Source organism: Rhodopseudomonas palustris, from assembly GCF_034479375.1.
Taxonomy (GTDB): Bacteria; Pseudomonadota; Alphaproteobacteria; order Rhizobiales; family Xanthobacteraceae; genus Rhodopseudomonas; species Rhodopseudomonas palustris_M.
The window spans coordinates 4,265,577-4,282,557 of the sequence record NZ_CP140155.1 but is presented as its reverse complement, the minus strand read 5'-3'; the positions used below and the strand labels follow the sequence as shown (position 1 = coordinate 4,282,557).

The 16,981-nt window shown below is 66.3% G+C and carries 14 protein-coding genes and 1 tRNA gene; 4 read left to right on the top strand and 11 right to left on the bottom strand.

Going from position 1 to position 16,981, the window contains the following annotated elements; all coding sequences use genetic code 11:
- The first annotated feature begins 33 nt into the window (after positions 1-33).
- Entirely contained in the window at positions 34-915 is an 882-nt protein-coding gene (locus tag SR870_RS19365) for an AraC family transcriptional regulator (RefSeq protein WP_322515140.1), read from the top strand.
- 165 nt (positions 916-1,080) lie between these two features.
- Here the strand turns inward: SR870_RS19365 and SR870_RS19360 are convergent.
- Positions 1,081-1,170: transfer RNA gene (locus SR870_RS19360), tRNA-Ser, on the bottom strand.
- A gap of 238 nt (positions 1,171-1,408) precedes the next feature.
- Here SR870_RS19360 and SR870_RS19355 point away from each other — a divergent pair.
- On the top strand, positions 1,409-2,689 hold the full coding sequence (locus SR870_RS19355) for a DUF2130 domain-containing protein (protein ID WP_322515139.1): 1,281 nt from the start codon (positions 1,409-1,411) through the stop codon (positions 2,687-2,689).
- A 25-nt stretch (positions 2,690-2,714) separates the two neighbouring features.
- Here the strand turns inward: SR870_RS19355 and SR870_RS19350 are convergent, their stop codons facing one another.
- Both SR870_RS19350 and SR870_RS19345 read right to left on the bottom strand, forming a co-directional pair.
- On the bottom strand, positions 2,715-3,881 hold the full coding sequence (locus SR870_RS19350; protein WP_322515138.1) for an acyl-CoA dehydrogenase family protein: 1,167 nt from the start codon (positions 3,879-3,881) through the stop codon (positions 2,715-2,717).
- Between the two features lie 147 nt (positions 3,882-4,028).
- Positions 4,029-5,072: a GMP reductase gene (locus tag SR870_RS19345; RefSeq protein ID WP_322515137.1), complete on the bottom strand. Its 1,044-nt coding sequence runs from the start codon at positions 5,070-5,072 to the stop codon at positions 4,029-4,031.
- Positions 5,073-5,241: 169 nt separating this feature from the next.
- Here SR870_RS19345 and SR870_RS19340 point away from each other — a divergent pair, with 169 nt between their 5' ends.
- Positions 5,242-6,153, top strand: coding sequence for a 2-dehydropantoate 2-reductase (locus SR870_RS19340; protein ID WP_322515136.1), 912 nt, complete (start codon positions 5,242-5,244; stop codon positions 6,151-6,153).
- Between the two features lie 280 nt (positions 6,154-6,433).
- Here the strand turns inward: SR870_RS19340 and SR870_RS19335 are convergent, their stop codons facing one another.
- The 7 genes from SR870_RS19335 to SR870_RS19305 all read right to left on the bottom strand — a co-directional run bounded on the left by SR870_RS19335 (position 6,434) and on the right by SR870_RS19305 (position 13,753).
- The gene (locus SR870_RS19335) at positions 6,434-7,411 is read right to left on the bottom strand and encodes an ABC transporter ATP-binding protein (RefSeq protein WP_322515135.1); all 978 of its coding nucleotides are present in this window, start codon (positions 7,409-7,411) and stop codon (positions 6,434-6,436) included.
- Positions 7,408-8,823, bottom strand: a complete 1,416-nt coding sequence (locus SR870_RS19330; protein ID WP_322515134.1) for an amidase — start codon at positions 8,821-8,823, stop codon at positions 7,408-7,410. The genes SR870_RS19335 and SR870_RS19330 overlap by 4 nt, the downstream gene beginning before the upstream one ends.
- Positions 8,820-9,017, bottom strand: coding sequence for a hypothetical protein (locus SR870_RS19325; protein WP_322515133.1), 198 nt, complete (start codon positions 9,015-9,017; stop codon positions 8,820-8,822). Before SR870_RS19325 ends, SR870_RS19330 begins: the two co-directional genes overlap by 4 nt.
- Positions 9,014-10,078: an oligopeptide/dipeptide ABC transporter ATP-binding protein gene (locus SR870_RS19320; RefSeq protein ID WP_322515132.1), complete on the bottom strand. Its 1,065-nt coding sequence runs from the start codon at positions 10,076-10,078 to the stop codon at positions 9,014-9,016. Before SR870_RS19320 ends, SR870_RS19325 begins: the two co-directional genes overlap by 4 nt.
- A 1-nt stretch (position 10,079) precedes the next feature.
- The gene (locus tag SR870_RS19315; protein WP_322515131.1) at positions 10,080-10,967 is read right to left on the bottom strand and encodes an ABC transporter permease; all 888 of its coding nucleotides are present in this window, start codon (positions 10,965-10,967) and stop codon (positions 10,080-10,082) included.
- A 19-nt stretch (positions 10,968-10,986) separates the two neighbouring features.
- Entirely contained in the window at positions 10,987-11,940 is a 954-nt protein-coding gene (locus SR870_RS19310) for an ABC transporter permease (protein WP_322515130.1), read from the bottom strand.
- Between the two features lie 193 nt (positions 11,941-12,133).
- Positions 12,134-13,753, bottom strand: coding sequence for an ABC transporter substrate-binding protein (locus tag SR870_RS19305; RefSeq protein ID WP_322518316.1), 1,620 nt, complete (start codon positions 13,751-13,753; stop codon positions 12,134-12,136).
- A 239-nt stretch (positions 13,754-13,992) separates the two neighbouring features.
- On the opposite strand from SR870_RS19305, the gene SR870_RS19300 reads away from it, so the two are divergent.
- A complete protein-coding gene (locus SR870_RS19300; protein WP_322515129.1) occupies positions 13,993-15,588 on the top strand; it encodes an ABC transporter substrate-binding protein in 1,596 nt (531 codons plus the stop codon).
- A 431-nt stretch (positions 15,589-16,019) separates the two neighbouring features.
- Here SR870_RS19300 and SR870_RS19295 read toward each other — a convergent pair whose 3' ends face one another.
- Positions 16,020-16,964, bottom strand: coding sequence for a hypothetical protein (locus SR870_RS19295; RefSeq protein ID WP_322515128.1), 945 nt, complete (start codon positions 16,962-16,964; stop codon positions 16,020-16,022).
- Positions 16,965-16,981: the final 17 nt, after the last annotated feature.

The window sequence follows — 16,981 nt, the reverse complement described above, 5'->3', positions numbered from 1 at the left end:
CTTGTCTCAAAGGCCGAAAGGCATCGCCACCGCATGCCCCACGCTCTCCTCGATCTTGTCCGGCGCTATGCCGATGTCCATGCCGACCGTCTGGGCGTGGCCTCGACGCCCATACCGGGCCTTACAGCCATCCGCGCGAGCGCACCGAGCCCCTTGCAGGTCGCGGTCAACCGGCCTCTGGTAGCGATCCTGTTGCAGGGCAAGAAGCGCGTCACGATGGGGGAAAAGACCCTGGATTTCGGTCCGGGTGAATCGCTTCTGATTTCGGCGGATGTGCCGACGGTTAGCCAGATTACCCAGGCGAGCCTTGCTAAACCTTATTATTCGCTGGTCCTCGAGCTCGACCTCGCTGTTCTGCGCGACCTGTCTATCGAGATTGTCGGAGCCTCCGCCGAAGATGTCGGCCCGATGCGGATCGCCCAGACGGACGAGGATGTGGCCGATGCCGCGCTGCGCTTGATGCGGCTGCTGGAACGTCCGGTGGCGCTACCGGTCCTGCGCGACCAGTTGCTGCGCGAGATGCACTACTGGCTGCTGAGCGGTCGTCATGGCGTGGCGATCCAAGGCCTCGGGATCACCGACAGCCATGCCCAGCGCATCGCACGCGCGGTCGCGGAAATTCGGCGGAAATTCGCCAAGCCCCTTCGCATCGAGGAACTGGCCGAGGTCGCAGGCATGAGCCCATCATCTTTCCACCAGCATTTCCGCGCGATTACCACGCTGTCGCCGCTGCAATTCCAGAAGCAGCTACGCCTGATCGAGGCGCGGCGGATGATGCTGGCCGAAGGTGCAGGTATCAACTCCGCGGCCTGGGCAGTCGGGTATGAAAGTGTGTCGCAGTTCACCCGCGAATACGGCCGACTTTTTGGAACACCGCCGGCGAGGGATATACGAATGGCGCAGCTTTGTGCGTAAGCCCCGCAGCCCTGCAGGGGCCGAAGGCAAGAGAGGCTCCGTGCGGCCTCTCGAATGAACCCGAGACCGGCGCTTGCTGCCAACGCATGCTGTCGTGACGATTTCATACGGCAATCGGCGGTGTTCAGGCGCAAAGCCGCTCGCAAGTATCGCCAATTGAGCAAATGGCGGAGAGGGAGGGATTCGAACCCCCGATAGGCTTGCACCTATGCCGCATTTCGAGTGCGGTGCATTCGACCACTCTGCCACCTCTCCGCGGCGCGAAGCGGGCGTTGCGGCCCGCGACTGGTCGGCGGTGTTTCTAGGCGAGCCGCGGCCGGCAGACAAGGCGCGCGAGCGACAATATCGATCGTCGGGCCGCCCGCCGGACTTCGTCGCCGCGGGACGCGGCCGGGAACCGGCATATCCGGGAAAACCGGCACAAACTCCGTGAACAATCCATGAACCTGCTCTAGACTCGCGGCGACACGACTGCAGACGGGATTCGCGCGCCATGACCGAACTGACCATCACTTGCCCGAATTGCGCTACCTCCGTCCCGCTGACGGAATCGCTGGCGGCGCCTTTGCTCAAGGACACCCGGAGCAAATACGAGCGGCTGATCGCGCAGAAGGACAAGGACATCGCCGGCCGCGAGGCCGCGATCGAGGCGCAGCGCGCCGATCTCGACAAGGCGAAGGCCGCGGTCGGCCAGCAGGTCGCCGAGCGGGTCGCGGCCGAGCGCACCCTGATCGCCGCCGAGGAAGCCGCCAAGGCCAAGCGGCTCGCGGCCGACGACCTCGACGCCAAAGTGCGGCAACTCGCCGAGCTGACCGAGGCGATGCAGCAGAAGGACGCCAAGCTCGCCGAAGCACAGCGGGCGCAGGCGGCGTTCCTGCAGAAGCAACGCCTGCTCGAGGACGAGAAGCGCGAGCTCGACCTCACCATCGAAAAGCGCGTGCAGGCGTCGCTGGAGAGCGTGCGCAGCAAGGCCAAACAGGACGCCGAAGAGGGGCTGCGGCTCAAGGTCGCCGAGAAGGAAGAAACCATCGCGACGATGCAGCGGCAGATCGACAAGCTGAAATCCGAGCAGGGCTCGCAGCAATTGCAGGGCGAGGTGATGGAGCTCGAGCTCGAAGCCTCGCTGCGCGCGCGCTTCCCGCAGGATTCGATCGAGCCGGTGCCGAAGGGCGAGTTCGGCGGCGACGTGCTGCACCGCGTGGTCAACGCCGCCAATCAGCCCTGCGGAACTATTCTCTGGGAATCCAAGCGCACCAAGAACTGGACCGACGGCTGGCTGACCAAGCTGCGCGACGACCAGCGCAAGGCCAAGGCCGAGCTGGCGCTGATCGTCTCCAACGCGCTGCCGAAGGGCGTCCACAGCTTCGATCACATCGACGGCGTCTGGGTCGCCGAGGCGCGCTGCGCGATTCCGGTCGCGATCGCGCTGCGACAGTCGCTGATCGAGCTCGCCGCCGCGCGCCAGGCCGGCGAAGGCCAGCAGACCAAGACCGAGCTGGTGTATCACTATCTCACCGGGCCGCGGTTCCGGCAGCGGGTCGAGGCGATCGTCGAGAAATTCACCGAGATGCAGTCAGATCTCGACAAGGAACGCCGCTCGATGATGCGGATGTGGGCCAAGCGCGAGGCGCAGATCCGCGGCGTGCTGGAAGCGACCGCCGGGATGTATGGCGACCTGCAGGGCATCGCCGGCAAGGCGCTGGGCGAGATCGACGGCATGGCGCTGCCGATGCTCGAGGATTTCAGCGACGACGAGGCCGATCAGGCGGCGTGAGCGCCGCCTTCGGCGATCGGCGCGATCAGTACGACTTCGCCAGGCCGAGCACCTTCTCGGCGATGAAGCTCAGCGCGAGCTGCGGGCTGACCGGCGCGATCCGCGGGATCAGCACTTCGCGCAAGTAACGCTCGACGTGATATTCCTTGGCGTAGCCGAAGCCGCCATGGGTCATCACCGCCTGTTCGCAGGCCGAAAACCCCGCCTCGCCGGCGAGATATTTCGCCGCATTGGCGGCGGCGCCGCACGGCATCCCGTTGTCGTATTGCCACGCCGCCGACATCACCATCAGCCATGCGGCTTCCAGCTCGACCCAGTTCTTCGCCAGCGGATGCTGGATTCCCTGATTCTGGCCGATCGGGCGATTGAACACGATCCGCGACCTGGCGTAGTCCGTCGCGCGCGACAGCGCCAGCCTGCCGAGTCCGACCGCCTCGGCCGCGATCAGGATGCGCTCCGGGTTCATGCCTTCGAGAATGTACTGGAAGCCGCTTCCTTCCTCGCCGATCCGGTCCTCGACCGGGATCTCGTAGTCGGCGAAGAACAATTCGTTGGAGTCGACGATCTTGCGGCCCATCTTCTCGATCTCGTGGATCTCGACCTTGCTGCGATCGAGATCGGTGTAGAACAGGCTGAGCCCATGGGTCGGCGAGGTCACTTCTTCCAGCGGCGTGGTGCGCGCGAGTAGCAGGATTTTGTGCGCGACCTGCGCGGTGGAGATCCAGACCTTCTGGCCGTTGACGACGTAGCGATCGCCCTGGCGCACCGCGCGGGTCTTGAGCTGGGTGGTGTTGAGCCCGGTGTTCGGCTCGGTGACCGCGAAGCACGCCTTCTCGCGGCCCTCGACCATCGGCGGCAGCATCCGCCGGCGCTGCTCTTCGGTGCCGAACACCACCACGGGATTGAGTCCGAACACGTTGATATGCACCGCCGAGGCGCCCGACATGCCGGCGCCGGATTCGGAGATCGCCCGCATCATGATCGCGGCTTCGGTGATGCCGAGGCCGGAGCCGCCATATTGCTCGGGCACGCAGATGCCGAGCCAGCCGGCGTCGGCCAGCGCCTTGTGGAAATCGTGCGGGAAGCCGCCCTCGCGGTCCTTCCTCAGCCAATAGGCGTCGTCGAAGTCGGCGCAGATTTTCGCCACCGCATCGCGGATGGCTTGCTGCTGATCGGTGAGGGCGAAGTCCATGAGCTGGCTCTTTGTTGATTGGTGTCGGGCGTTTCCCGCGCGCGAGCGTCGCGCGCCGCCGCACAATGCCATCTGCGGCCGCGCAGGCAAGCGCAACCCTGACCGGCGCGCGGCGAATTCCGAGCCGCGGCAAATCGCGCGGCGGGATCAGCGATCGAACACGGTGTTGCGCTGGGCGTTGACCAAAATGAAGGTGGTCCGCTTCGGCACCTCCTTCAGATTCTCCGCGCCCATATAGGTCATCGCCGAGCGCAGCCCGCCGGCGATGGTCTCGACCGTCGCCCGCACCTCGCCGCGATACGGCACCGCGACGGTCTTGCCTTCCGCCGCGCGATAATCGGCGACGCCGCCGTGATACTTGTTCATCGCGGTCTCGGACGACATGCCGTAAAACAGCATGCTCTTCGGCACCTGCCGGCCACCCTCCTCGACATATTGCAGCTCGCCGCCGCATTCGGCGTGGCCGGCGAGCATGCCGCCGAGCATGACGAAATCGGCGCCGCCGCCATAGGCCTTGGCGATGTCGCCCGGCACGGTGCAGCCGCCGTCGGAGCAGACGTGGCCCTTGAGGCCGTGCGCGGCGTCGGCGCATTCGATCACGGCCGAGAGCTGCGGATAGCCGACGCCGGTGAGATCGCGCGTGGTACACACCGAGCCCGAGCCGATGCCGACGCGGACGATGTCGGCGCCGGCGATCACCAGCGCCTCGGTCATCTCCGCCGTCACCACCGTGCCGGCCATGATGATCGCGTCGGGATTCTCCTCGCGCAGCTTCGACACCGCACGGACGAAATTCTCGGTGTAGCCGTTGGCGACGTCGATATTCAGCATCGGCACCCGGGTCTGCTTCTTCACCGCGGCGAGCCGCTCCCAGTCGGCGGCGCCGGTGCCGACGGTGAGGAACACGTTGGGATTCTCGTGGCGCTCGAGATAGCGCGCCAGCCGCTCCGGCTCGTAGAATTTATGCAGCGCGACCAGCGCGCCGAACGGCCGGAACGCCTCGGCCATCTCGATGGTGCCGACCGTGTCCATGTTGGAGGCGATCAGCGGAAACCCGGTCCACGCCTGGCTGGAATGACGAAACCGGAAGCTGCGGCTGATATTGGCTTCGAACCGCGACGACAGCACCGAGCGTTTCGGCCGGATCAGAACGTCGCGAAAGTCGAGCTTCGGATTGAGGTCGATATGCACGCGCGGATCCTCGGTTGCGTCGGTGGGCGGCCACTATAAGAAGCATTGGTTGCGCATTGGTTCGCGCTCGCAATGCGCAAATCGTCGCCTGCGCCATCCCCGCGAGCCGGTTGCGGCGGCGGCCGAAGCGCTGCAGAACTGGCGCAGGACGCTTGCAAGGGAGGACAGGATGAAGGTTGCGGTGATGGGCGCCGGCGCGGTCGGCTGCTATTTCGGCGCGCTGCTGGCGCAGGCGGGCCACGACGTCACGCTGATCGGCCGCCCCGACCACGTCGCCGCCATCGACGCCCACGGGCTGCGGCTCGAGACACGCGACGGCGAGAGCTTCATTGCGCTGAAGGCCGCGACCGACCCGGCCGCGATCGATCCGCCCGACCTGGTGCTGTTCTGCGTCAAGTCGGCCGACACCGAGACCGCGGGGCTGGCGCTGGCGCCGAAGCTGCAGCCCGACACCTCGATCCTCAGCCTGCAGAACGGCGTCGACAATGCGCAGCGATTGTCCGCTGCGATCGGTCATCCGGTGATCGCAACGGTGGTCTATGTCGGCACCGAGATGGCCGGCCCCGGCCATGTCCGGCATCACGGCCGCGGCGAATTGCTGATCGGCGCCTCGGCGCAGAGCGGCGTTCTCGCCGCGACGCTGACGGAGGCGAAGATCCCGACCACGGTAGCGGCCGATATCGATCAGGCGCTGTGGTCGAAGCTGATGATGAACAGCGCCTTCAACGCGCTGTCGGCGGTCGCCGACATGGCCTATGGCCGGATGTTCGAGGTCGCGGGCGCCCGCGATGTGGTGACCAGCGTGATCGCCGAATGCGCCGCGGTGGCGCGCGCCGGCGGCGTGTCGATTCCCGACGACATGCTGGAGAAGGCGCTGGCGCTGCCGGCGTCGATGCCGAACCAGAAATCATCGACCGCGCAGGATCTCGCCCGCGGCAAGCCGAGCGAGATCGACTTCCTCAACGGCTATGTGGTGCGCCGCGGCGCCGCGCTCGGCATCCCGACCCCGACCAATCAGGCCCTGACGGTGATGGTCAAGCTGATCGAGCACAGCCGCGGCATCGGCGCGCCGAATTCCTGATTCTGTTTCGCCGGACTGATACCAAAAGACTCTGCATCTCGACCGAAGGCTGTTGGTACTGGAGCATCGCATCGATTGATTGAAGCCACATGGCCGTTGCCAGATGCACTGACTCCTCATCCTGAGGAGCCCGGCGAAGCCGGGCGTCTCGAAGGATGCGGCGACTCAGTACCGGCGGCGCATGGTTCGAGACGGCGCTTCGCGCCTCCTCACCATGAGGTTGTACTTGTGATGAGCGTCCCGGAACGACAGTCCTGATTCCATCGGAGACAGACCGGCGCTAGACGGTCGCCGGCGCCGCTTCGGCCAGAATGCAGCGCGCCGTCCGGCCCGGTCCCACCTGCACATCCGGCGGCAGACCTTCGGTGCAGCGCGGCTGGGTGTGGGCGCAGCGCGGCGCGAACGAGCAGGCCGTCGGCGCCCGGTCGAGCGACGGCGGCGCGCCGGGGATCGTCTCCAGCCGCGCGCCGCGCTTGGCGCCGTGCACGGTGGAGGCGAGCAGGCCCTGCGCATAGGGATGCTGCGGCGTGCGCACGATTTCGCCGAGCGTGCCCTGCTCGATGATCTGCCCCGCATACATCACCGCGACGCGGTCGCAGATCTCGATCGCCACGCCGATATCATGCGTCACGAAGATCACCGACATACCGAACTCGCGCTGCAATTCGCGTAGCAGCAGCAGGATCTGGATCTGCACGGTGGCGTCGAGCGCGGTGGTCGGCTCATCTGCCAGGAGGATCTTCGGCCGGCAGGCGAGCGCCAGCGCGATCATCGCGCGCTGCCGCATGCCGCCGCTCATCTCGTGCGGATAGGCGTCGAGCCGCCGCTTCGCCGACGGAATGCGCACGACTTCGAGCATCTCCAGCGCCCGCGCGGTCGCGTCCTTCCGGCTCTTGCCTTCGTGGCGCATCACCGTCTCGGCGATCTGGTGGCCGATGGTGTAGACCGGATCGAGCGCCAGCGCCGGCTCCTGGAAGATCATCGACACCGTCTGGCCGCGAAAATTCGACAGCGCGTCGTCGTCGAGCGCCAGCACGTCGCGGCCCAGCACTTCGACCTTGCCGGAGATCTGCGTGCGCTTCTTCGGCAGCAGACGCATCAGCGCGCGCAGCGTCACGCTCTTGCCCGAGCCGGATTCGCCGAGCAGCCCCAGCACTTCGCCCTCGCCGAGGGTGAGGCTGAGATTGTTGACCGCGTGCACCGTGCGCTCGCCGGTGAAACGGATGTTGAGATCGCGGACCTCGACCAGATTGCTCATGACAACGCCGGCGCCTTGTTGTGGAATTCGGTGGCGCGCTGGAACGCCGCGCCGATCCGCAGGATCATCGCCTCGTCGAACGGCCGCCCGATCAGTTGCAGCCCGATCGGCAGACCGCTCGCGCTGAAGCCGCAGGGAATCGCCAGCGCCGGCAGGCCCAGATAGTTGATCGGCCGGGTAAAGCGCGTCAGCCGCTGGATCACCGCTTCGGCGTTCAGGCTGTTACCGACGTCGCTCTCCGCGATCGTCGGCGCCGGCACCGGCGCCACGGGCGCCAGCACGGCATCGACATCGGCGACCGCAGCGAGATGCGCCGACAATGCCGGCCCGCGCCAGCGCATCGCCTCGAGGTAGGAGATCGCCGGCACGCCGAGGCCGTTCTGCAATCGCATCAGCACCTGCGGCCCGTAGTCCTGCGGCCGCTCGATCATCCAGGCCTTGTGAAACGCGGCGGCTTCCGCCGCGAGCACGAGCTGGCACGCCGCCGTCAGTTGCGGCTGGTCGGGCAGATCGACCGCCACCACGCTGGCGCCTTCGGCCCTGAGCGTGGCGATGGTCTCGTCGAGCACGCGCGCCACTTCCGGATCGAGGTCGTCGACATAGAACGCCTTCGGAATCCCGATCCGGGCGCCGCGCATCGGCGCGCGCGTCGCCGCGAGATAGTCCGGCAGTTCGCCGGCGATGCAGGTGAGGTCTTGCGGATCGGCGCCGGCCGTCAGCCCGAGCAGCAGCGCGCAATCCTGCGCGGTGCGCGCCAGCGGCCCGACGGTGTCGAGCGATTGCGACAGCGGCATCGCGCCGGCGCGGCTGACGCGGCCGACCGTGGTCTTCAGCCCGGTGACGCCGCAGAAATGCGCCGGCATCCGGATCGAGCCGCCGGTGTCGGAGCCGAGCGCCGCAAAGGTCAACCGTGCCGCCACCGCGGCGCCCGAGCCCGACGACGAGCCGCCGGTGATGTGACCCTGCCCCCATGGATTATGCACCGGGCCGAAATGCGCGTTGTGGCCGGTCGGCCCATAGGCGAATTCCGACATCTGCAACGAGCCCAGCCGAACCGTGCCGGCATCCTTCAGCCGCTGCAGCGCGGTCGAGGTCGTGGTCGCGACGTCGTCCTGCCGAATTTTCGAGCCGCAGGTCACGACGTGTCCCGTCTCGTAGTACATGTCCTTGTGCGCCAGCGGCACGCCGTGCAGCACGCCGCTTCTGTCGCCGCGCGCCAGTTCCGCGTCTGCGGCATCCGCGGCGGCGAGCGCGCTGTCGGCTTCGACCGACATGAAGGCGTTGAGCCGCGGCTGCTGGGCCGCGATGCGATCGAGGCAGGCCTGCGTCACCTCGCGCGAGGAGACTGTCTTCGCAGCGATCGCCTGCGCGATTTCGGTCAGCGACAGCAACGCCGGATCGGTCGCGCTCATGATGCGGCCTTCTCGTTTTGCGCGACCAGGAAGGTCGCGGGTTCGAGATCGAACGGCAACGAGCCTGCGATCGGCGCAAAGCCATCGAAGGCCGGCCCGATCGAATTGGCGATCCGCGCCGCGACCTCGTCGCTCACCGGCACGCCCGCGACCTCCGCCATCGCCTTGATCTGGTCCGGAACGGGTCTGGTCATGTCGTCTCCATCACTTTCGGCGCGCGGCTGTGGCCCGAGCCGGGGATCGCCATGTAGCATGCCGCCTGGTGGCCGCTCGGGTCCAGCGCGGTCAGCTTCGGCGCGTCGCCGCCGCACAACGGCTCGGCGAACGGGCAGCGGGTGTGAAACCGGCAGCCGGCCGGCGGATCGATCGGGTTGGGCGGATCGCCCGAGATCGGCGGCACTTCGGTGCGGCGGTCGGGATCCGACGACGGCATCGCCGCCAGCAGCGCCCGCGTATAGGGATGCGCCGGCTGATCCCAGACCTTGTCGACCGGCCCGAGCTCGACCACTTCGCCCAGATACATCACCAGCACGCGATCGGAGATGTAGCGCACCACGTTGAGATCGTGGCTGATGAACAGATAGGTCAGTCCGAATTCGCGCTTGAGGTCTACCAGCAGGTTCAGCACCTGCGCCTCGACCGATTTGTCGAGCGCCGACACCGCTTCGTCGAGGATCACCAGCCGCGGCGACAGCGCCAGCGCGCGGGCGATGTTGACGCGCTGGCGCTGGCCGCCGGAGATTTCGTGCGGATAGCGATTGGCGAAATTCTCCGGTCGCAGCCCGACCTTGCCGAGCAGCTCGCGCGCCAGCGCACGGGCGGTGCCATCGGCCATGCCGTGCACCTTCGGGCCGAACGCGATCGACTCTTCGATGGTGAGGCGCGGGTTCAGCGACGCGTAGCTGTCCTGAAACACCATCTGCATGCCGCGGCGCAATTCGCGCAGGCTGAGCTCACGCCCGACGGCGCGGCCGTCATAGATGATGTCGCCGGCATTGCGCGGCATCAGATGCATCAAGAGCCGCGCCGTGGTCGACTTGCCGCAACCGGATTCGCCGACGATGCCGACGGTCTCGCCCTTGGCGATGGCGAACGAAACATCGTCGACCGCCCGCACCGTCTTGGCGGCGCTGAACAGCCCGCCGCGCACCGGGAAGTGCTTGGTGAGCCCTTTCACGTCCAGCAGCGGCTGCGCGGCGCCGCCGATATCCTCGATCGGCTCCAGCCCGTGGGTGAGTTCTGCGGCTTGCGTCATCTCAGTTCCTGATATCCATGGCGCTGCGCAGGCCGTCGCTCAACAGGTTGAAGCAGATCGACACCGCGAAGATCATCACGCCCGGCAATGCCGCCACCCACGGGTTGACGTAGATCGCGGTGCGCAGCGTGTTCAGCATCAGCCCCCATTCGGGCTCGGGCGGCTTGGTGCCGAGGCCCAGAAAAGACAGACCCGCGGCGAGGATCATCGACACCGAGATCAGCCCCGTCGCGTAGACGAAGATCGGCCCCAGCACGTTGCCGAGCATGTGCACGCGCATGATGGTGAACGGCCCGGCGCCGGAGGCGCGCGCGGCCTCGACGAAATCCATGTTGCGCACGCCGGTGGTGACGCTTTCGGCGACGCGGGTGATCTGCGGCAGGAACACCACGGTCAGCGACACGATCGAATTGGTGATGCCGGCGCCGAGCGCGCCCGAGATCGCGATCGCCAGCAGCACCGAGGGAAACGCGTAGAACACGTCGATGGTGCGCATGATCGCGGTGTTGACCTTGCCGCCGACATAGCCGGCGACCAGGCCGAGCGAAGTGCCGAGCACGAAGGCCAGCACCACCGGCAGGATGCCGATCAACAGCGACAGCCGCCCGCCATAGATCAGCCGCGCCAGCATGTCGCGGCCGAGCTCGTCGCTGCCGAGCGGGTAGTTCGGCGTGCCGATCGGCTTCAGCCTCCGGATCATCGAGCCCTGATACGGATCGGCGAGATGCAGATAGGGCGCGAAGATCGCCGACAGCAGAATCAGCAGCAGGACGATCGCGCAGGCGATGCTGACCTTGTCGCGCAGCAGCCTGCGGCCGACGGTTGACCAATAGCCGCGCGCGTTGCCGGCGGGCGCGGTCTGCACGGCGGTTTCGGTGATCGCGGTCATGAGCTTCGATCCTTCATGCTCAGGCGCGCTTGATGCGCGGGTCGATCGCGGCCTGCGCGATGTCCACCACCAGATTGAGGAACACGAAGAACAGCGCCAGCACCAGGATGGTGCCCTGCAGCAGCGGCAGGTCGCGCTGGAAGATCGCGGAGTTGAGCAGCAGCCCCGAGCCCGGCCAGGAGAACACCGTCTCGATCAGGATCGAGCCGCCCAGCATGTAGCCGAGCTGCAAGCCCATCACCGCCAGCGCCGTTGGAGCTGCGTTCTTCAGCACGTGGCGGAACACTTGCGTCTCGCGCAGGCCCTTGGCGCGCAGCGCCTCGACGAAATCCTGCGACAGGATATCGCCGGTGAGCGAGCGCACGGTGCGGGTGACGATGCCCATGGGAATGACGGAGGTGGTGATCGCCGGCAGCACCAGATATTTCAGATGCGCCCAGTCCCAGCCCCATTGTCCCGAGCCGCCGGGCCCGGCGCCGACCGCGGGCAGCCAGTTGAGCTGCACCGAGAAGATGATCACCAGCACCATGCCGAGCCAGTAATGCGGCACCGACACGCCGGCGATCGCGATCGAAGTCGAGACCTTGTCGATCCAGGTGTCGCGGAAGTAACCGGCCAGCAGGCCGAACATCAGCCCGAGCGAGAAGCCGATGATCGCCGCGGCGATCGCCAGCGTCACGGTGTTGCCGACCGCGCGCAGCACTTCGGTCAGCACCGGCCGGCCGGTCGCGATCGAGGTGCCGAGGTCGCCGTGCAGCGCCTTCCACAGCCACAGCCCGAACTGCACCGGCAGCGGCCGGTCGAAGCCGTAGGCGGCGCGGAGCTGCGCGGCGAGTTCCTGCGACGCATCCGCCGGCAGCACCGCGACCAGCGGATCGCCGGGCGTGATGTGCACCAGCAGAAAACACACCAGCGCGACGCTGAGCACGATCGGAATCACATAGACGATGCGGCGGGCGATATAGACGAGCAAGGGTCACCTTCGATTCAACAGAGCCGGCGACGGCTCTCTCTTCCTTCTCCCCTCGTGGGAGAAGGTGGCGCGGACGAAGTCCGCGTCGGATGAGGGGGGCGAGACAGGACGAGAGCCCCCTCACCCGTCTGCGCGCCGAGCGGCGCGCATCCACCCTCTCCCACGAGGGGAGAGGGAAGACGCAAGGCGTCGCTTACGGCGCCATCGACACCGGCGAGAAGTCGACGAACCAGCTCTTCGGCTGCACGAAGCCCTTGACCTTCGGGCTCATCGCGCGCGGGCCGACGTCGTGGGCGACGTAGAGGAAGGCCGCGTCGTCGATCGAGGCGGCGTTCAGATCCGCCAGCGCCTTGTCGCGCTCGGCGGCGTCGAAGCTGGTCCGCGCCTTCTTCACCAGTTCGTCGAACTTCGGATTGTTGATGTAGCCCCAATTGTTCGACACCGGCGGCGCCATCGACGACTGCAGGAAGCGCACCAGCGCGAAGAACGGGTCCATCGCCGCATAGGTGACGTTGGTGGCATTGGCGCCGTTGGCCGACGGATCCTTGACGCCGCGCCGCCAGTTGGTGAACAGCGTGTTCCATTCGATGACGTCGAGCTTGACGTCGAAGTAGCACTCCGCCAGCGCCTGCTGCAGATACTCGTTCATCGGCAGCGGCAGCATCTGGCCGGAGCCCGACGCCGAGGTCTGCACCTTGACGCTGAGCTTCTTGTCGGGGCCGAAGCCGGCCTCCTTCATCAGCTTCTGCGCCGCCGGCAGATCGTATTTGATCTGGAACGACGGATTGCCGCGCCACGGATGGCCGGGCTCGAAGGTGCCGGTCGCCGGCACCATCAGGCCGGCGAGCAGGCCGTCGCGCAGGCCTTCGCGATCGATGCACAGATTGGCGGCGCGGCGGACGCGGATGTCGTTCCAGGGCGAGCCCTCGATCCGCGAGAACTGCCACGGCCAGACGTGCGGCTGCTCGTTCTTCTCGATCTTGAAGCCGCGGCCCTCGATCTCCTTCACGGCGTCCGGCGCCGGCGCCTCGATCCAGTCGACCTGACCGGACAGCAGCGCCGCGGTGCGCGCATTGGCTTCCGGCATCGGCAGCAGCACCATGCGGTCGGTCTTCGGCACCCGCGCCTTGTCCCAATAATTGTCGTTCTTCACCAGTTCGAGCCGCTCGCGCGGCGTGAACTTCGCCATCTTCCACGGGCCAGTGCCGGCGGCGTCCTTGGCGAAGGCGGCCCAGGCGGCCTGCGACTTCGCCTTGGCGTCGGCGCCTTCGGCCCGCTCGTACAGCACCTGCCATTTCGACGGGCTGACGATGAACAGGTTGGTGAGGTTGATCGGCAGGAAGCTGTCCGGCTCCTTGGCGGTGAGCTCCACCGTCATGTCGTCGATCTTCTTGGCCGACACCAGCGTCGGCATCCGCGACGCGGTGACGCCGACCTGGCTGGCGTCGAACTGCGGCGCCTCCTTGTTGAGCACCTTGTCGACATTCCACACCACGGCGTCGGCGTTGAACGGCGTGCCGTCGTGGAAGGTGACGCCGGGCCGCAGCTTGAAGATCCATTTGGTCTTGTCGGAATCGTCGACCTTCCATTCGGTCGCGAGCCCGGGGATCACCACGCTCGCCTTGGTGGCGGACGACAGGTCCCACATCGTCAGCCCGTCATACATCGTCAGGCCGGTGAAGCGGTTGCCTTCGAATCCCTGGTCCGGCTGGCCGAGCGTGCGCGGGATATCCGCCGCCGTCATGCCGATCCGCAGCACGGTTTCGGCGTTGGCGTGAGAAGGCACCAGCGCCGTCGATGCCATGGCGAGCATCGTCAGGGCGGTTGCCAGTCGGCCGGAGTTGGGAAGCGGAATTCGCATCGTGATGGGTTTCCTGTTGAACGCGACTGGTCAAAACTTATGCAACGGTCGTGCCAGACGACGCGACTTGCCGATCGCCGCCTACTGATTCAGCAATCCAGCCATGAAAGCGGTGAAATGCATGCGAGAGCGACAAACTGGCATCAGGCTTGCTCCGGGTCGGGCTTACCCCGCACCTTGGAGCTGAGTTCATGGGTTTTCGGAAGTCGATCGTCCTCGCGGCAATCGCCGTCGCCATTGGTTCTGCGCCCGCGCGCGCCGAATCGGTGGTGCGTTATGGAATCTCGATGGCGGATATTCCGCTCACCACCGGCCAGCCCGATCGCGGCGCAGGTGCCTATCAATTCACCGGCTATACGATCTACGACCCGCTGGTGGCCTGGGAGATGAATGTCGCCGATCGGCCCGGCAAACTGGTGCCCGGGCTCGCCACCGAATGGAAAGTCGACGAGTCCGACAAGACGAAGTGGCGATTTACGCTGCGCAAGGGCGTCAAGTTTCACGACGGCAGCGACTTCAATGCCGACGCGGTGATCTGGAATCTCGACAAGGTGCTCAACGAAAAGGCACCGCAGTTCGACAAGCGGCAGAGCGCGCAGGTCAAGACCCGGCTTCCGTCGGTAAAGAGTTACGCCAAGATCGATGATTCAACCATCGAGATCACCACCAAGGCGGTCGACTCGTTCTTCCCCTATCAGATGCTGTGGTTCCTGGTGTCGAGCCCGGCGCAATACGACAAGGTCGGCAAGGACTGGGACAAGTTCGCGGCGCAGCCCTCGGGCACGGGTCCGTTCAAGCTCACCAAGCTGGTGCCGCGCGAACTCGCCGAGCTGACCAAGAATAACGACTATTGGGACAAGTCGCGGCTGCCGAAGACCGACAGACTGGTGCTGGTGCCGATGCCCGAAGCGCTCACCCGCACCAACGCGCTGCTCGCAGGCCAGGTCGACCTGATCGAGACGCCCGCACCCGACGCGGTGCCGCAGATCAAGGCGGCCGGCATGAAGATCGTCGACAACGTCACGCCGCATGTCTGGAACTATCACCTCAGCGTGCTGCCCGGCTCGCCGTGGACCGACGTGCGGCTGCGCAAGGCGCTGAATCTGGCGATCGATCGCGACGCCGTGGTCGGGCTGATGAACGGCCTCGCCAAGCCGGCGGTCGGCCAGGTCGATCCGTCGAGCCCGTGGTTCGGCAAGCCGACCTTCAAGATCAAATACGATCTCGCCGAGGCCAAGCGGCTGGTGAAGGAAGCGGGCTACTCGCCGGAGAAACCGCTGAAGGCGAAGTTCATCATCGCCACCGGCGGCACCGGCCAGATGCTGTCGCTGCCGATGAACGAGTTCCTGCAGCAGAGCTTCAAGGAGATCGGCATCGACGTCGAGTTCAAGGTGGTCGAACTCGAAGTGCTGTACACCGCGTGGCGCAAGGGCGCGGCCGACGAGAGCATGGCCGGCATCACCGCCAACAACATCGCCTATGTGACGTCCGATCCGCTCTACGCGATCGTGCGGTTCTTCCACTCCGGACAGGTGGCGCCGGTCGGCGTCAACTGGGGCGGCTACAAGAACCCCAAGGTCGACGCGCTGATCGACGAGGCGAAGACCAACTTCGATCCGGTCAAGCAGGACGAGCTGCTGGCGCAGGCGCACGCCCAGATCGTCGACGACGCGGCGCTGGTCTGGGTGGTGCACGACACCAACCCGCACGCGCTGTCGCCGAAGGTGAAGAGCTTCGTGCAGGCCCAGCACTGGTTCCAGGACCTGACCACGATCGGGCTGCAATAGGCGGCGCTCGAGCACACGCCTTCGAATCAAGGCTGCGCGGCTCGCGCAGCCTCGATCAATTTACGGCCTGGTCAACGTCTTCGAGTGCTTCGTCGATTGATTGAAGCGATCCGGCCTTGCCAAATGCACGGCTTCCTCATCCTGAGGAGTCCGACCGAACAAGCCGTCCATGAAATCGGCCACTTTCGTCTCAACTCGTCGTGCCCGGCCTTGTGCCGGGCATCCACGTCTTGCAGCGGACGCCACGACAAAAGCGTGGATGGCCGGGACGAGCCCGGCCATGACGGGAATGAGTTACGAGTAGAGCGATTCAAACGACATTTGATCTTGCTGCTCGCGCGTCCGGTCAGACATCTCGGGATGAGCAGACGGTGCATTTGGGAACGGCGCATCGGCTCCATCAATCGATCGAACCGCGCGACGGACGCTGGTCAACCGCGCCCGAGCGCGGCGTATTCCTGCTGATATGGCGCGTAGGATTCCTTCAGGCTCGCCGAGTTGAGCAGCATGGTGGCGACCAGCCGGCCGCCGCTGTCATAGGCCTCGGTTCGCGCCCACAGGCTCTCGGTCCGCTTGCTGCCGGACAGCGCCACGACCTTGCGCTGGACGCGGTAGCTCTCGCCGACGAACAGCGGCCCGGCGACCAGGCGAATCTCCTGATCGGCGAACAGGCCGACCGCGGGGCCGCGCACCGGCAGGCCGTCCTTCTTGCTGAGATACTGGAACAGCACGCTCAGCATCTCGACCGGGATGATCGGCCGGCCCCACGGCGATGTGTCCTGATAGTACGGCGACGGCTCGGTGATCACTTTCAGCTTGTCGGCCAGCGAGAACGGATACAGCTCGCCCATGTTCTGGTCGAAATCCATCTTCACGGTCTGCGGCGCCGTGGTCATGCCGACACTGATGTCGCGCAGGATCACGGCGTCGGTCAGCGGCTTCAGCTCGGTCAGCCGCAGATCGAGCGCCGAGGGCGGCGCGTCGGCGCCGACCGAGACGCTGCCGCGCAGCACTTCGGTGCCGTCGCGCTTCACCATCCGGATCGTGCTGTGGCGCGCGCCGCTGGCCGGCTTGTCGACGATCGCCTGCACGTCCTCGCCTTCGTACGCCGCGCTGCGATAATGCGCCGAGATGCAGCCGCTCTCGAACCAGTCGCGTCCCCACAGCCGTTCGCACAACGGCACGAACTGGCTGAAATGCGTCGGCCCCTCGATGGTGCCGCCCTTGAAGCCGAGCTTCTGCGCGGTGGCGTCGTCGTGGATCGAGGCGTGGGAATCGTAGACCTGCGCGTGCAGCATCTGGTGCGGCTGCCGCCACGGCCCGGCCAGCGCGTCGCCGGTGTCGTCGATCGGCGTCTCGAAAGCGGCTCGCGTCATCGTTTGCTCCGTCTCAA